The sequence below is a fragment of the Roseateles violae genome (assembly GCF_030410485.1).
Lineage (GTDB): Bacteria > Pseudomonadota > Gammaproteobacteria > Burkholderiales > Burkholderiaceae_C > Roseateles_D > Roseateles_D violae.
Genome location: NZ_JAUHHC010000004.1, coordinates 1 through 12,848, shown reverse-complemented (window position 1 = coordinate 12,848; position 12,848 = coordinate 1). Strand labels below are relative to the sequence as shown.

General features: G+C 68.4%; 27 protein-coding genes. 25 read left to right on the top strand and 2 right to left on the bottom strand.

Translation table 11 applies throughout. The features are described 5' to 3' along the window. Positions 1–363 precede the first annotated feature (363 nt). The 20 genes from QWJ38_RS14590 (at position 364) to QWJ38_RS14495 (ending at position 8,805) form a co-directional block, all read left to right on the top strand. Positions 364–771, top strand: a complete 408-nt coding sequence (locus QWJ38_RS14590) for a hypothetical protein (protein ID WP_290359842.1) — start codon at positions 364–366, stop codon at positions 769–771. Positions 772–773: 2 nt separating this feature from the next. Continuing rightward, positions 774–1,121, top strand: coding sequence for a hypothetical protein (locus QWJ38_RS14585; RefSeq protein WP_290359841.1), 348 nt, complete (start codon positions 774–776; stop codon positions 1,119–1,121). Then, a complete protein-coding gene (locus tag QWJ38_RS14580) occupies positions 1,118–1,645 on the top strand; it encodes a hypothetical protein (RefSeq protein ID WP_290359840.1) in 528 nt (175 codons plus the stop codon). The genes QWJ38_RS14585 and QWJ38_RS14580 overlap by 4 nt, the downstream gene beginning before the upstream one ends. Then, on the top strand, positions 1,642–1,770 hold the full coding sequence (locus QWJ38_RS14575) for a hypothetical protein (protein WP_290359839.1): 129 nt from the start codon (positions 1,642–1,644) through the stop codon (positions 1,768–1,770). Before QWJ38_RS14580 ends, QWJ38_RS14575 begins: the two co-directional genes overlap by 4 nt. Continuing rightward, entirely contained in the window at positions 1,770–2,426 is a 657-nt protein-coding gene (locus QWJ38_RS14570; protein WP_290359838.1) for a hypothetical protein, read from the top strand. The genes QWJ38_RS14575 and QWJ38_RS14570 overlap by 1 nt, the downstream gene beginning before the upstream one ends. Before the next feature lie 145 nt (positions 2,427–2,571). After that, complete coding sequence (locus tag QWJ38_RS14565; protein ID WP_290359837.1) at positions 2,572–2,694, top strand: hypothetical protein; 123 nt, start codon at positions 2,572–2,574, stop codon at positions 2,692–2,694. Between the two features lie 45 nt (positions 2,695–2,739). Continuing rightward, a complete protein-coding gene (locus tag QWJ38_RS14560; RefSeq protein WP_290359836.1) occupies positions 2,740–3,591 on the top strand; it encodes a major capsid protein P2 in 852 nt (283 codons plus the stop codon). 63 nt (positions 3,592–3,654) lie between these two features. Further along, entirely contained in the window at positions 3,655–4,017 is a 363-nt protein-coding gene (locus tag QWJ38_RS14555) for a hypothetical protein (protein WP_290359835.1), read from the top strand. A gap of 2 nt (positions 4,018–4,019) precedes the next feature. Continuing rightward, positions 4,020–4,343 carry a hypothetical protein gene (locus QWJ38_RS14550; protein WP_290359834.1) on the top strand — a complete coding sequence of 108 codons (324 nt, stop codon included), beginning with the start codon at positions 4,020–4,022 and terminating at the stop codon, positions 4,341–4,343. Continuing rightward, the gene (locus tag QWJ38_RS14545) at positions 4,340–4,759 is read left to right on the top strand and encodes a hypothetical protein (RefSeq protein WP_290359833.1); all 420 of its coding nucleotides are present in this window, start codon (positions 4,340–4,342) and stop codon (positions 4,757–4,759) included. Before QWJ38_RS14550 ends, QWJ38_RS14545 begins: the two co-directional genes overlap by 4 nt. Continuing rightward, positions 4,743–5,564, top strand: coding sequence for a hypothetical protein (locus QWJ38_RS14540; RefSeq protein WP_290359832.1), 822 nt, complete (start codon positions 4,743–4,745; stop codon positions 5,562–5,564). The genes QWJ38_RS14545 and QWJ38_RS14540 overlap by 17 nt, the downstream gene beginning before the upstream one ends. 4 nt (positions 5,565–5,568) lie before the next feature. After that, positions 5,569–6,144: a hypothetical protein gene (locus tag QWJ38_RS14535; RefSeq protein ID WP_290359831.1), complete on the top strand. Its 576-nt coding sequence runs from the start codon at positions 5,569–5,571 to the stop codon at positions 6,142–6,144. A 2-nt stretch (positions 6,145–6,146) separates the two neighbouring features. Next, positions 6,147–6,482, top strand: coding sequence for a hypothetical protein (locus tag QWJ38_RS14530; protein ID WP_290359830.1), 336 nt, complete (start codon positions 6,147–6,149; stop codon positions 6,480–6,482). After that, complete coding sequence (locus QWJ38_RS14525) at positions 6,479–7,144, top strand: glycoside hydrolase family 24 protein (protein WP_290359829.1); 666 nt, start codon at positions 6,479–6,481, stop codon at positions 7,142–7,144. Before QWJ38_RS14530 ends, QWJ38_RS14525 begins: the two co-directional genes overlap by 4 nt. After that, positions 7,141–7,401, top strand: a complete 261-nt coding sequence (locus QWJ38_RS14520) for a hypothetical protein (RefSeq protein WP_290359828.1) — start codon at positions 7,141–7,143, stop codon at positions 7,399–7,401. Before QWJ38_RS14525 ends, QWJ38_RS14520 begins: the two co-directional genes overlap by 4 nt. Positions 7,402–7,412: 11 nt before the next feature. Beyond that, positions 7,413–7,919: a hypothetical protein gene (locus QWJ38_RS14515; protein ID WP_290359827.1), complete on the top strand. Its 507-nt coding sequence runs from the start codon at positions 7,413–7,415 to the stop codon at positions 7,917–7,919. Positions 7,920–7,928: 9 nt separating this feature from the next. Beyond that, positions 7,929–8,297 carry a YfiM family lipoprotein gene (locus tag QWJ38_RS14510; RefSeq protein ID WP_290359826.1) on the top strand — a complete coding sequence of 123 codons (369 nt, stop codon included), beginning with the start codon at positions 7,929–7,931 and terminating at the stop codon, positions 8,295–8,297. Between the two features lie 2 nt (positions 8,298–8,299). Then, positions 8,300–8,482, top strand: a complete 183-nt coding sequence (locus QWJ38_RS14505; RefSeq protein WP_290359825.1) for a hypothetical protein — start codon at positions 8,300–8,302, stop codon at positions 8,480–8,482. Next, complete coding sequence (locus tag QWJ38_RS14500) at positions 8,475–8,618, top strand: hypothetical protein (protein ID WP_290359824.1); 144 nt, start codon at positions 8,475–8,477, stop codon at positions 8,616–8,618. The genes QWJ38_RS14505 and QWJ38_RS14500 overlap by 8 nt, the downstream gene beginning before the upstream one ends. Further along, on the top strand, positions 8,599–8,805 hold the full coding sequence (locus tag QWJ38_RS14495; protein ID WP_290359823.1) for a hypothetical protein: 207 nt from the start codon (positions 8,599–8,601) through the stop codon (positions 8,803–8,805). Before QWJ38_RS14500 ends, QWJ38_RS14495 begins: the two co-directional genes overlap by 20 nt. A gap of 104 nt (positions 8,806–8,909) precedes the next feature. On the opposite strand, the gene QWJ38_RS14490 is transcribed toward QWJ38_RS14495, so the two are convergent. Then, positions 8,910–9,152: a hypothetical protein gene (locus QWJ38_RS14490; RefSeq protein ID WP_290359822.1), complete on the bottom strand. Its 243-nt coding sequence runs from the start codon at positions 9,150–9,152 to the stop codon at positions 8,910–8,912. Between the two features lie 201 nt (positions 9,153–9,353). Then, complete coding sequence (locus tag QWJ38_RS14485; RefSeq protein WP_290359821.1) at positions 9,354–9,638, bottom strand: hypothetical protein; 285 nt, start codon at positions 9,636–9,638, stop codon at positions 9,354–9,356. A 286-nt stretch (positions 9,639–9,924) separates the two neighbouring features. Between QWJ38_RS14485 and QWJ38_RS14480 the strand changes: the two genes are divergently transcribed. The 5 genes from QWJ38_RS14480 to QWJ38_RS14460 all read left to right on the top strand — a co-directional run. Further along, positions 9,925–10,056, top strand: coding sequence for a hypothetical protein (locus QWJ38_RS14480; RefSeq protein ID WP_290359820.1), 132 nt, complete (start codon positions 9,925–9,927; stop codon positions 10,054–10,056). Beyond that, positions 10,053–10,403 (top strand): hypothetical protein, encoded by a 351-nt coding sequence (locus tag QWJ38_RS14475; RefSeq protein ID WP_290359819.1) that lies wholly within the window; start codon positions 10,053–10,055, stop codon positions 10,401–10,403. Before QWJ38_RS14480 ends, QWJ38_RS14475 begins: the two co-directional genes overlap by 4 nt. Next, the gene (locus tag QWJ38_RS14470; RefSeq protein WP_290359818.1) at positions 10,403–10,924 is read left to right on the top strand and encodes a hypothetical protein; all 522 of its coding nucleotides are present in this window, start codon (positions 10,403–10,405) and stop codon (positions 10,922–10,924) included. The genes QWJ38_RS14475 and QWJ38_RS14470 overlap by 1 nt, the downstream gene beginning before the upstream one ends. After that, positions 10,924–11,127 (top strand): hypothetical protein, encoded by a 204-nt coding sequence (locus tag QWJ38_RS14465; RefSeq protein WP_290359817.1) that lies wholly within the window; start codon positions 10,924–10,926, stop codon positions 11,125–11,127. The genes QWJ38_RS14470 and QWJ38_RS14465 overlap by 1 nt, the downstream gene beginning before the upstream one ends. Continuing rightward, positions 11,124–12,848, top strand: a 1,725-nt coding sequence (locus QWJ38_RS14460) for a replication endonuclease (protein ID WP_290359816.1), incomplete at its 3' end; no start/stop codon positions are given. The genes QWJ38_RS14465 and QWJ38_RS14460, both read left to right, overlap by 4 nt.

Genomic DNA, 12,848 nt, shown 5'->3' with positions numbered 1-12,848 from the left:
TACCTGCGCGGCCTGCTGCTGCGGCATGACGGCTGGACCGGCCCGCAGTGGGACATCCTCTGCCCGCTCTGCGGCCCGGCCTATTGCGCCGCGGCTTCACGCATCGACCCGCCGCACGGGGCCTGGCCTCTATAGGCGAATCCATAGAGCCGCGCAAGATCCGGCGCGGTCGACTGGTGGCTCATCTTGTGAGCCACCCCCATAGGCGGCAACCTGCTGGCCTATGGACCCGCGCAACCTTCTCCACTTCGCCCCGGCCTTCGTTCGGCCGGTTCTGTCTGCATTGCTCGACCGCCTGGACGCCATCGAAAAGCGCCTGGCCGAGCTTGAGCGCCGGTCCTGCAACCCCCAGGAGCCCAACGCTTGAAAGCAACCCTCACCCCCATCCTGGCCGCCGTGGCGGCATTGGTCGGCGCTGCCGCCGAGATCCACGCCATTGGCGCCGTGCGCCCGGAACACGCCGAGCGCTTCTCGACCTTCCGCACCGGCCTGGACCAGATCCGCGACCAGGTCGCCGACGCGGTGAAAGCCGCCGAAGAGGCCACGCCGCTGCCGCCGGGTTCGGTCGAGTTCACGCAGCTGCGCGACCAGGTCGCCACGGCGTGCCTGACGATCGACTCGGTGAATGTCGCCGTCGCCGCCATCGGCACCGTCGCGCAGACCACCGGCGAGCTGCGCCAGGCCCTCGAAACCATGGCCATGACCGTCGACCGCATGGGCGACCAGGTCGCCGACCTGGTCGAGCTGGCCAACACGCCGCAGGAGGGCTAAGCATGTCGTTGATCGGTCGCCTTACCAGGCCGTGCCTGTGCGGCTTCGCCGCCCCGCATGTCAAGCGCAACGAGGGCAAGCTGCCCTATGTCCACTGCCCTGACTGCGGAATGATGACCACGGCCAAGAACGGCCAGCAGGCCCGCGCGATCCTGGCGAACACCCGCCCGGAAACCGGCGCCATGCCCGAGCCGCCGGCGACCGATCAACCCATCATCGTCAAGACCGATGCGCCGCCCGCACCGAAAGCCGCCACGCAGGCCCAGCCGGCAGCGGCGCCCACGCCGGCCGCGCCGGTGAAGCGCGCCGGCTTCTTCGACACGCTGCTCAACGCCACGAACACCCAATGACCACCGACACGCAAGACCTGGCGCCCGAGGGCGGCGCCATCCCCGCCGACCTGGCCGCCATCGCGGCGGCGGCTGACTCTCAGATCGACGCCGGCGCCGGCCTGCCCGGCATGGCCGAGGCCGCCGCCCAGCAGACCGCCGCAGCGGCCGACCAGGCCGAGCGCGAACTGGGCGAGATCTCCGCGGCTCTGTGCCTGGCGGTGAAGTTCGGCGGCTATGTGGAGCCGGCCCTGCCGCGCTACTACACGCCCGAGGCCTGCGGCGAGATCGCCGGCGCCTACCTGGAGTGCGCCGAGAAATACGGCTGGACCTTCCATCGCAACATCGCCACCGGCCCCGAGTTGAAGCTGGGCGCCGCCATCGCCGTGCCGGCCTTCATGGTCTGGCAAGAGCGCAGCGCGCGGCTGCAGGCCCAAGCGCAGGAGGCCCGCGCCCGCCAGCTGGCCGCCCGCGGCGGCGGCCCCGCCGGCGTACAAGCGCAGCAGACGCAACAGGCGCAGCGGCCGGCCGAGGTGACGGCATGAGCAAGCGGCTGATCTTCGAGACGTCGATCATGCCGCGCCACCTGGTCATTGGCCTCGGCTACTCCGGCCGCCGGTTCTTCGTTGCGCTGGGCCCTCTGCACCTGACCCTGCGCATCGGCTACTGATGGCGGCTGATCGCAAGGGCGAAAGCTGGGCCGTCCTGGCGGCTTCCGAGATGGGCAAGGGGGTATGGCTCAAGCAGCGCCTGGCGCAGCTGCGGCCGGCCCCGCTCATCATCTGGGACACCAATGACGAATATGACCAGGTCGCCGGCCAGGTCGCCAGCCTGGCCGAGTTGCTGGCCACGCTGCAGCGCAACCCGAAGGCCCGCATTCGCTACGTCCCGCGCTCGCGCACCGACAAGCAGCTGCGCGCCGAGTTTGAAGCCTGGTGCCTGCTGGTCTATCACTTCGTCGGCGCGACCATCGTGGTAGAGGAATTGGCCGATGTGACCGCGCCCAGCTACGCGCCGCCCGCCTGGCGCAAGCTGAACACGCGCGGCCGCCATCACCAGGGCCTCACGCTCTATTGGTGCAGCCAGTCGCCGGCCTTCATCGACAAGGCCTCGCTGGGCAATGCGACCCATATGCACGTTGGCTATCTGGGCGAGCCGCGGCACCGCCAGGCCGCCGCGGCGCACATGGGCTGCTCGGCCGAGGACATAGACGCGCTCGCGCAGTTCGAGTTCATCGAATACGTGAAGGCGACCAAGGCGCGCGCCCATGGACGGGTGAGCCTCGGCGGGTCAAGCCCCCGGGCGAAAAAGCGACGGCCTCTATAGGCGCGCTCTCCATAGAAAAACGGCCCGGCCTCTATAGACGCTGGGCCGTTTTCCATAGAGACGGGCAGACCTGGCCGGCAGGGCAGGGGACGGGAAAAGTGGCGACCTGTGACACCCACCAACCCAACCCGCAAGGACTGACCCCATGCCCATTTCCAAGGCCCATCTGATGACCGCTGCCGTTGCGCTGGCGGCATTCGCCACCGTCGCATTCGTTCAGCGCAAGTTCATCGCTGTGCCCGTGGTCGGCGACTACCTGCCGAAGTGATCGCGCCACGCTGATCGCCTCCCGACAACCTGACCACACCAGAGCATGATTCCTCTTCGCCTCCCCCCGTTCAATCCCGTTGCCAACGGCACCCGCGCCACGCTGGCCATCCCGCGCTATGACATGACGCTGGCCCGCGTCACGCTGAAGTTCATCGGCGCCAACTCGCTGACCAAGGCGACCATCTCCGAAATCGTCGTCAAGGTCGGCTCCCGTACCGTCTGGGGCCCGCTGAGCGCCGCCGAGCTGGACAAGATCAACAAATACAAGGGCATCTTTGACCAGGCCGACAGCCTGACCATCGACTTCACCGAACGCGACGCGCTGAGCCCGGACGCCAAGGAAGTCGGCGGCTACGACATTCCGGCCCTGGGCGGCCAGGATATGTTCATCGAGGTGATGAACACCGCCGGCGCCGGCACGCCTGCGCTGTACGCGATGGGCTACTTCACCACGCTGCAGTTCGACCCGCGCAACCCGGACCCGCGCGGCCAGCTGGTGAAGAAGCTGGTCAAGATCCAGATCCCGAGCAACGGCGGCACGGCCGTCACCTGGACGCCGCAGTTCAAGGGCGCGCTGGTCCAGCGGATTTACAACTTCTACACCGGCGCCGATTGGGGCGCGTCGACCGACGGCAATATCCAGACGGTCGAGGTCAAGAAGAACGGCATTGCCGTCTGGGACCGCGTGGCCTGCAAGGACGCCCGCTTCTACCAGCAGGAGATGAAGAAGGTCCCGCAGAGCAAGGTCTATGTGACCGACTTCATCGCCGACAACGTCCACAGCGCGGCCATGAGCACGGCCGATGCGCGCTCGCTGGAAATCAACTACGCCTTGGGCGCCGGCGACACCCTCTACGCCATCGCCGAAGTGCTGGACACCCCCGGCAACCTGTGATGAACCGGCCAGGCCTGCGCCCCTGACCGGGCGCGGGCCTGCGCGCATTTTTAGGAGGGGCGCATGGGCGCACTACTCGACTCCCTGACGGGCGGCGGCTACTCCGGCGACCCGTCGAACGATGGCGTGGGCGATAGCTCCGGCGCCTACTACGTGCAGAGCCCGGTCGACACCAATTCGAGCGCCTACCAGCAGCTCGCATCGCTGGCGACCGGCACGCTCAGCCGCTACATCGACTACGACCTGCAAAGCCGGATGATCGGCCGCATGCCGCAGCCGATGCTGGGCACGACGCAGAACGGCATCGCCGGCTATGGCGCGGTCACTCGCACCCAGACCGGCCAGCAGGTGGCCACGCTCAACCTGAGCGCCATCCTGCCGCTGCTAATGGTCGCCGGCGTCGTCTACTTCCTGGCGAAGTCCTGACGATGCTGGAGTTGTTCATGCCCGCGCTGAACAACCTGGCCGGCGGGCTGGGTAAAGGCCTGGGCGATGCGATTGGCGGCGGCGGCGGCGGCCCGTCCACCTCCGGCGGCTTCAACGATGCCCGGTCATCGTTCGATGCCTCCGGCTGGACGGTCAGTACCGGCAGCAGCAAGGCCACCGGCGGCGCGCGCAGCGGCGCCGGCGCGGACTTGAGCGGCCAGGCCACTATGCCGCTCGCCAATACCGCCAGCCAGGCCGGCGTCATGTGGCCGCTCGCCCTGCTGCTGCTGGGGATGGTCTTCATCAAGAAGAAGGGCGGCAAGTGATCGCCGTTCGCCAGGTCAATGACCTGACCCTGGCCGGCCCGCTGCTGGCGCGGGCGCTGGCCTTTGAGGTCGGCGCCGGCCCGGAGCAGGGCGGCCAGCTGGTCGACCTGGTCGGCGGCTGCTGCCTCTTCGAGCTTTGGGACGCTGACCGCCTGGTCGGCGCTTTCGCGGCTCGGCGGGACAGCTACAGCGACGGCGCCGTCATCACCGTGACGGCGGCCGGCGGCCTTCCGGGCTACGACCTGACCAGCGTCATCGACGCATGGGCGCAGCTGCAAGCGGTCGGCCCTGGCGGCGCCCGCGCGCTGACCTGCACGACGCGTCGCCCTGGCCTCGTCAAGAAACTCAAGCGGGCCGGCTACCAGGTGGCCGGCTACGTGATGCGAAAGGAGGTAGCCCATGGGCTCCCGCAGTAACGACACGGTCAACGACACCAAGCAGACCTACTACGACTCGCGCCAGGTCAACGACGCCGGCGGCGGGGTGATCGGCTCGGGCACGCTCGACAGCTCGGTCAACTGGAACCAGACCACCAGCAGCCAATGGCAGCAGTCGATCGCCGACAACCGCTCGACGGTGGACAGCGGCAACACGACCTGGAACCAGACCACCGACGCCAGCAACAGCGGCAACACCAGCTGGACGCAGACGACGAACCTGAGCGACAGCAGCTCGCGCAGCTACGACAACAGCGGCAACACCAGCTGGACGCAGAACACCGACTCTCGGAACAGCGGCAACACGACCTGGACGCAGGACAGCCACAACAGCTGGACCCAGAACGTGACCGATGGCGGCGCCATTGCCGGCATGCGAGACGTGGCCCTGGAGCAGTCGCGGCTGGCCGAGCAGATCGCCCGCATCAGCAGCGACAACGCCAGCATGGCCGCCAGCGCAGCGGTGAGGGCGCAGGAATCGGCCATGTCCACGGTAACGGCCAGCCAGCGCGATGCGCTCGACTTCGCCAAGAGCAGCAACACGCAGGCCTTCAAGTCGGCCAACGATGCGATGGGATTCGCCAGCGAGGGCATCGGCACGATGGCCAAGCTCACCGAATCGCTGATCGGCTCCGCGCAGCGCCAGGCCGACCAGGCCGCCGGCACCGCCCAGGCCGCCTACTCGTCGGCCGCCAGCCAGGCTAACGGCAACAAGACTCTGACCATTGCAGCGCTGGCGGCCGTCGCCGTCGTCGCCGCTGCCGTGGTCTTCCGAAAGGGCTGACCCCATGTTCCAGAATTTCACGTTCGACGGCGGCGGCCGGCAGATCAACGCGCAGGCGTCCTACATCCGCTACGAGGCCGAAACCAGCGGCGCCATCAATGCGCTGGTGCGCATCCGCGCAGACGGCCAGGACCTGGGCGAATGGCTGCCCGGCGACTCGGCCGAGCTGCCGGCCTATGTGACGATGATCGAGGTCACGCCGGTCGCCGGCGCGGTCGGCTCGGTGCGCATCGGCGTCGGCAAGGTGAGCGTCTCGCGCGTCTCGCTGTCCGGCCAGGTCGGCACGACCATGGTCGCCAACAAGCTGCCTACCTCGGCCGCCTTCGCCAACACCGCGAAAACCGTCACCAACGCCAGCGCGCAGCTGCTGGCGGCCAGCGGCACCCGCGCCTATCTGCTGATCCAGAACAAGGACTCGACCGGCTCCATTTGGATCAACTTCGGAGCGGCCGCGACGCAGGCCAACGGCATCCGCATCGGGCCGGGCGGCAACTATGAGCCCGCCGTCGTGCCGACCGGGGCGATCTATGCGATCGGCGATCTGGCCAACAACGCCAACGTGCTGACGGTGGAGGGCTGACCATGGCTTTGAGTGGATCGATCATTGGTGGCCAGGTGCCGGGCCTGGCGCTGCTGGGCTGGGCGCTGTTCAAGGGCGCCACCGGCGCGCTAGTCAAGGGCTCCGGAATCACTGTCGCGCGCACCGCGGCCGGCACCTACACGCTGACGATGGCGCAGGCGATGCCAAGTACCGACGTCATCGTGACCACCGCCATGCAGGCGTCCGCGGACAACGCCGCCGCGCCCAATTTCAAATCGACCATCAGCAGCGCGACGACTATCGCGCTGACGACCAGCAATGCGTCCGGCGGCGCGCTCACCGACCATCCGACCTACTACGTGGCCGTCTACGGATGACGAAAACCGCCGCCCTGGCCGCGCTCGCTGGCCTGGCCGCCTGGCTGCTGCTGCGCCGCGCCGACGCCGTGCAAAGCGCCGAGGGCGAGGCCGCGCAAGAGCTGCCCGACTTCTACGAACTGCCCAATGTATTCAACCAGCTGCAAGACATGATCCAACCGACCGACCAGGACCAGGCCGCGCGCAACCGCGCCGCCTTCCTGCTGACCATCCGCCAGGCCGAGGGCACCGCCGGCGCCAACGGTTACCGAACGCTTTTCGGCGGCCGCCTCTTCGACAGCTACGCCGACCACCCGCGCCTGGCGCAGAGCTTCACCAATGGGGCAGGGCAGCGGCTTTGGACCAGCGCGGCCGGGGCCTATCAGTTCATGGCCAAGAGCCCGATTCCCGGCGGCGGCTCGACCCAAGTGAATACCTGGGATGTGGTCTCGGCCCGCCTGGGTCTGCCCGACTTCTCGCCGGCAAGCCAGGACGCCGCCGCGATCGAGCTGATCCGCGAAGCCGGCGCGCTGGGCGATGTCGACGCCGGCCGCTTCGACCAGGCCGTCGGCCGCGTGCGCCGCATCTGGGCCAGCCTGCCCGGCGCCGGCTACGCCCAACCCGAACGCAGCCTGGAATCGCTGCGCGTCGCATTCCTCAACGCAGGCGGAGCCCTCGCATGAAAACCCCTTACCTGATCGCCGGCGCCGTCGCCGCGCTGGGCCTCGGCGCCCTGGTCCTCTGGCATGCCCGCCGCGGCGACCTGGCCGCCAACCGCAACGACGCCGCCGGCCCGCGCCTGGCCGGCATGCCCGATATGCCGATGATGCCTTCCATGCCCGGCATGCCGGCGATGCCCTCGGCCGCCGTGCCGAACGCACCGCGCCAGGCTGTCGGCCCGCAGGCGCCCGCCGGCCTGTTCTCCGGGATGTGGGGCTGATGGGCCGCACGGTGCAACTGCTCGCCCTCGCCGGCCTGGCCGGCGTGGCGGCTTTCGTCTGGCACAAGGGCGGCATCGCCAAAGCCGCCGAGGCCGTCGGCGCCGGCGTGGTGAACGCGGCCGGCGGCCTGGTCACCGGCGGGGTTTCGGCCGTCTCCGAATCGGTCGGCCTGCCCACGCCGGCGCAGACCACGACCGACGCCGAGGTCGCCCGCTGGATCATCGACAACGTCGGCACCTTCGAGGCCAGCAAATGGGCCGGCGCGCCCGCCTTCCTGACCGCGCTGACGATGGCCAGCGGCTCGGGAAAGCCCCCGGCGGCTGACAGCCCGGCCGGCCGCGCGCTGCTCGGCCTGGTCGCGCCTCAGGCCAGCTACGACGAGACCGCCCGCCTGGCCGCGCGCTACCCGGCACCGGGCGGCACCGGCGCGGAATCCATCTTCAACGGCGCCACCAGCTGGGGCCAGCTCTCCGGGCTGGGCCAAGGTGGCTTCGACTCGCTCGCTTTCCCACTCTGACCCTCGACCATGCGTAAAACCGTCACCCAGTTCCTCGGCCTCTTCATCGCCCTTGCAATCGCTGCGGCATCGTTTGCCGTGCTGTTCGCGCCACCGCTCGGCCAGGCGCAGCCCGTGATCGGCCGCGACAAGTACATGCACGCCGGCGTCTCCGTCGCGCTGGGCGCCGCGGCGCGCTCGCAGATCTCCGACCCCTTGAAGGCCTGGGCCTGGGCGATGGCCCCGGGCCTGGCCAAGGAGGTGTACGACGCCCGCAGGGGCGGAACGGGGTTCTCGGTCGCCGACCTGGTCGCCGACGGCATCGGCGCCTATGTCGGCGTGCAGCTGGGCGGGCTGCTGTTCTCCCGCCACTCGATCACCTACACCCGGAGTTTCTGACCATGGCCATCAAGCCGCTTATCCGTTTCACCTTGGCCCGCCTGCGCGAGCCCTCGACGCTGGCCAGCCTGGCCGCGCTGGCCACGCTGTTCGGCTTGCCGCCCGGCACCGTCGACCTGGCTGCGCAAGTCGTCGGCGGCATTGCCGGCCTGGTCGCCATCGTCAAGCCCGATGCCCATGGCTGACCTGGCCTGGCTGAATCTGCTGCTGGTCCCATCTGTTGCGCTGCTCTGGCGCATCAGCGGCCAGCTGGCAACCCTGACCGCCGTGCAAGCCCAGCACGGCGAACGAATCACCACCCTTGAAAGGAAACGAGCATGAGCAAGAAGAAACGCACCCCGCCGCGCAAGGCAAACGGCCAGTTCCGCAAGCGCAAGAAGTGATGCCGCCGCTGGTAAAAAAGATCGGCATAGAGGCCGCCGTCGTCATTGGCGGCGCGCTTCTGGCCGCGCTGGTAATGCGCAATTTGCCCGGCGTCAGGGCCTGGGTTAAAGACGCCTGGAATTGACCAGGTGCGCCGGTAAAATCCGGCCGCCGCCCGAAAGGCAGCAATGGGCGCCGTTGGAGAGATCCGCGGCGCTGCGGCACGCTCTTCGTACAACTCGCGCAACCTCAACGCGCCCAGCTGAATCTGGTCCACCAGAACGGCGAGGGCGCTTCGACCTGGTCAACGATCTCATCAAACCGCCCGGCCAGCTTGGCGGCTTTGATTTTCTCGACCACCGACCAGGCCTCGACATAGTGCGCCGCCCGGCGCGTGCCAGGCTCTATGCGCGGCACCGCGCGCAACCAGGCGTCGATATCGTGGTGATACACCGGCACCTCGCCGAACAAATCGAGGACGTAAGGGCGCATGAAAAAAGCCTCCCAGGGGAGGCTTTCTAGTGGGTTGTCTAACGCTACGCCACAGCGGCGAATGCCTCATCATTGGCAGCTGGCCGGCGACGAGATTTAACATAATACACAGACTGTTACGGGCTGCGCAGCGCTAAGTTATTGATTCCACAAAGAAAAAAGCGCCCTCGGTGGGGCGCTTTTTGGTGGCGTACGTGACGATTACGACGCGGCAGGGCGGGCGCAGCGTTGCAGCACCAATTCCCAGGCTTTTCGCTCTTCGTCGGTGCTGGCGCGCTCCAAATTGACCCAGGCCATGGCCTCGACCGGATCGACCCCGGCCAGTTCGCCAAGCCGCATGGCTACTGGGTTTGATGGCGTATTGCGGTTGCAGCGGTAGCCTGAAACGTGCTGCGGCTTGAGGCCGAGCAACTTGGAAATTCGGTAGTCCGTGACGCCGCCTTGGTGTTCTTTCGCCAAGTCGAGCAGTTGAACGGTAGAAAGCATGGAAACCCCCCGGTTTCGTCGCTGAGGTGCGACAGGCTGGACTCTATACCCTGTACGAAAGCGGGGGAATACTAAGACGACATTTGACTAGGGTTGTGTCGCTTGACTATCGTCCGCTCCGCTGCGGCCGGGTTCCTTGTCAAACCTCCCCCGGTGCCTCCCCGGCCGCAGCACCTATCGGCGAGCGGCCCGCGATCTGCGGCGGACCGTTAACCCGCGCGGCGAGTTCGACGCCCGGGCCGCTCACCGATAGGTCACAGGGGGGAGGGCACCGAACGGGGGCTCCATGCGTAGCGCACTCATCACCCAGGCCCAGCGCCAAGCCATCAAGCGGGCGTACAGCGTCGATGCTGTCGTAGGCTCGATCACCCTGTTTCTAGGCTTCGTCGGCCTGATCTTCGCGGGCATGCCGGCATGAGCGGCGCCCTCAACCCGACACTGTCCGGCGCCGCCACCGGCCACGCGATGCGCGCCAAGGCTGGCGCTATGGGCGTCAGCATCGGCGAAGCAGTCCGCGACAACTTCCTCAAGAGCATGGGCGAGCATCGGCCGCCCAAACGCGAGAGCCTGCCGGCGCGCACCTGGGCCGGCATCCCCGAAAGCACGCGCCTGCTGATCGTCATGGTTGCCTGTGAGGCACCCGGCGAGCCGCAGCGCCTGTGCCGCCAGCCCTGGGACAGTTTCAGCGCGACCGATCAATGCCGCATGGCATCGAGCGCGCGCGCGCTGCGGCGCGATCTGCGCGACGTTTCCTCGCTGTTCTGATGCGCGTCGCCGTTCTGTTCGCCCGCAAGTCGAGCGTCTACAAGACGCTGCCCGGCTGCGATGTGTACGACGAGCAGCGCGACGCCCGTACGTACGGGGGCGGGGCGCCGGTCATTGCGCACCCGCCGTGCCGCGGCTGGGGCCGGCTGGCCCATGTCGCCAAGATCAAGCCCGGCGAAAAAGAGCTGGCCCTGTTCGGCGTCGAGCAAGTGCGCCGATGGAATGGCGTGCTTGAGCATCCAGCCAACTCCAAGCTGTGGGAAGTCGCCGGCCTGCCCAAGCCCGGCGAAACCGACTGCTATGGCGGCTGGACGCTGCCGATTCTGCAGAGCTGGTGGGGCCACCGCGCCCCGAAAGATACGTGGCTCTATGTCAAGGGCTGCGCGCCGTTCAATATCCCCGCGATGCCGCTGGCCCTGGGCATTCCTGAAGGCCGCATAGAGAACATGTGCACCGCCGAGCGCGAGCGGACACCGCCGGCGCTCGCAGCGTGGCTGGTTGACCTGGCGAGGCGCTGCTGATGATCCCGCGCAAGCTGCTGCAGGCACTCGCGCCTGAGTTTCCGCTGACGGACGGCGAATATTCCTACTGCATGCACTGCTGCGGGCCGGAATACATCACGGACGGGCGAAGCCTGGACCAGCACCGCAGCGGGTGCCCCTGGGTGAAGGCGCGCCGCCTGCTGGGCGACAAGCTGCCCGCGACAAGGGCGCCGCGCAAGTGACCTACAGCGCCGAAACCCTCGCATGGGCGCGCGCCCAGGCCGATGCCCCGTACTACGAGGCCGTGCGCCAGGGTCAGGCGCATGATGCGCTGCGCGCGGCCGGCGAGCGTATCGACACGGCGACGGCGCGCATTGACGGCAGCGAACCCGACGCGCGGCTGCGCGAGGTCGCGCAGGCCCGCGCCGATGCGATCTATGCGCTGGTCCGCGACTATCCGCGCGCGATCACCGTCGCGTGGCTGAACAAGCAGCTTGAGCTGCTGCAGGCCCGCCCCTTCGTCTGCAAGCCCGGCCACGAGGCCGACAAGCTGCCCGGCATGGTCAAGCGGGCATGCTGTCGCCTGTGGTGGCGCCGCCAGCTCCGACGCGCCGCCGTGCTGTCGCGCGAAACCGCCGCGATGCACGCCGGCGAGGTCTGCGCCCGGCGCCGCCAGCCCTACGTAACGAACGACACGTTACGCCGGTACGAGCTGGCCGACCGCAGCAACCGCGCCATGTTGGAAGCGACCGAGCTGGAGAGTGCTGACGGCGAGACAATCAATCTGCTGCAGGCCATCGAGGCCAGCACCGCGAACAAGGGCATCCGTCGCGCCGAGCTGATGACGCGGATTCGCGGCGCCGAAGAATGGGCCGAGGCCCGCGGCATGGTCGGACTATTCACGACCAACACCGCGCCGTCGCGCTTCCACCCGCAGCACTTCAAGGGCGGCGCCAACCATCGACACACCGGCGGCGAGAGCAGCCCCGGCGCCGGCAACTACGGCCCGGTGCGCCCCAACACACCGAAGGACGCGCAGGCATGGCTATGCACGACCTGGGCGCGCGCGCGGGCCGCGCTGCAGCGCCAGGGCTTGCGGGTGTTCGGCTATCGCGTCGCCGAGCCGCATCACGACGCATGCCCGCATTGGCACATGCTCTTGTGGTGCGACCCGGCGCAGCTCGACGCGCTGCGCGCCACCATCCGGGCCTATTGGCTGGCCGACCATCCCGACGAACCGGGCGCCACTGAACATCGCTTCAAGGCCAAGCCGCTCGACAAGGGCGGCGCCGTGTCCTATGTGGCGAAGTACATCAGCAAGGGCATTGACGACACCGGCGCGATCGGCGCCGAGGGTCACACCGACGAACGCGGCGGCGAACAGTCCGATATGTTCGACGGCACCGCCAACCGGGTGCAGCGCTGGGCCGCCGCCTGGGGCATCCGGCAATTTCAAGCGATCGGCCAACCGCCGGTCACCGTATGGCGAGAGCTGCGGCGAGTGTCAGAACTTGCCGCACAGGGCGCCACCCCTTGCGTGCAGGCTGCGCACGCGGCAGTTAGCAAGACCAGCGGGCGCCGTGCCTGCTGGCGCGCCTACATGGACGCGCAGGGCGGCGCCATGATGGGCCGCGATTACCGGGTGCGCGTGATTGACGATGGCGAGCCGCAAGAAGGCCGCTACGGCGTCGAGCAGCGTTACCGCCCCGTAGGCGTGTATGACGCGGCGCGGCCGTCCGAGTGGATCCTGTCCGACCGCAAGCAGTGGAAACCGCGGGGCACCTGGGCGCCGGCTGAGCGCGTCGAGCTGCGCGGCCCGCTGCTGCAAGAGCGGCCGATTGCAAGGCCGCAGGCCGCGCAGCCTTGGACCCGTGTCATTAACTGTACGCGCCGCGGTGGCGCGGCGTACCTGATGAACAGCGGCATCGCCGCATTGAGCAAGGGCAAAGAGTCGCCGGGGGGC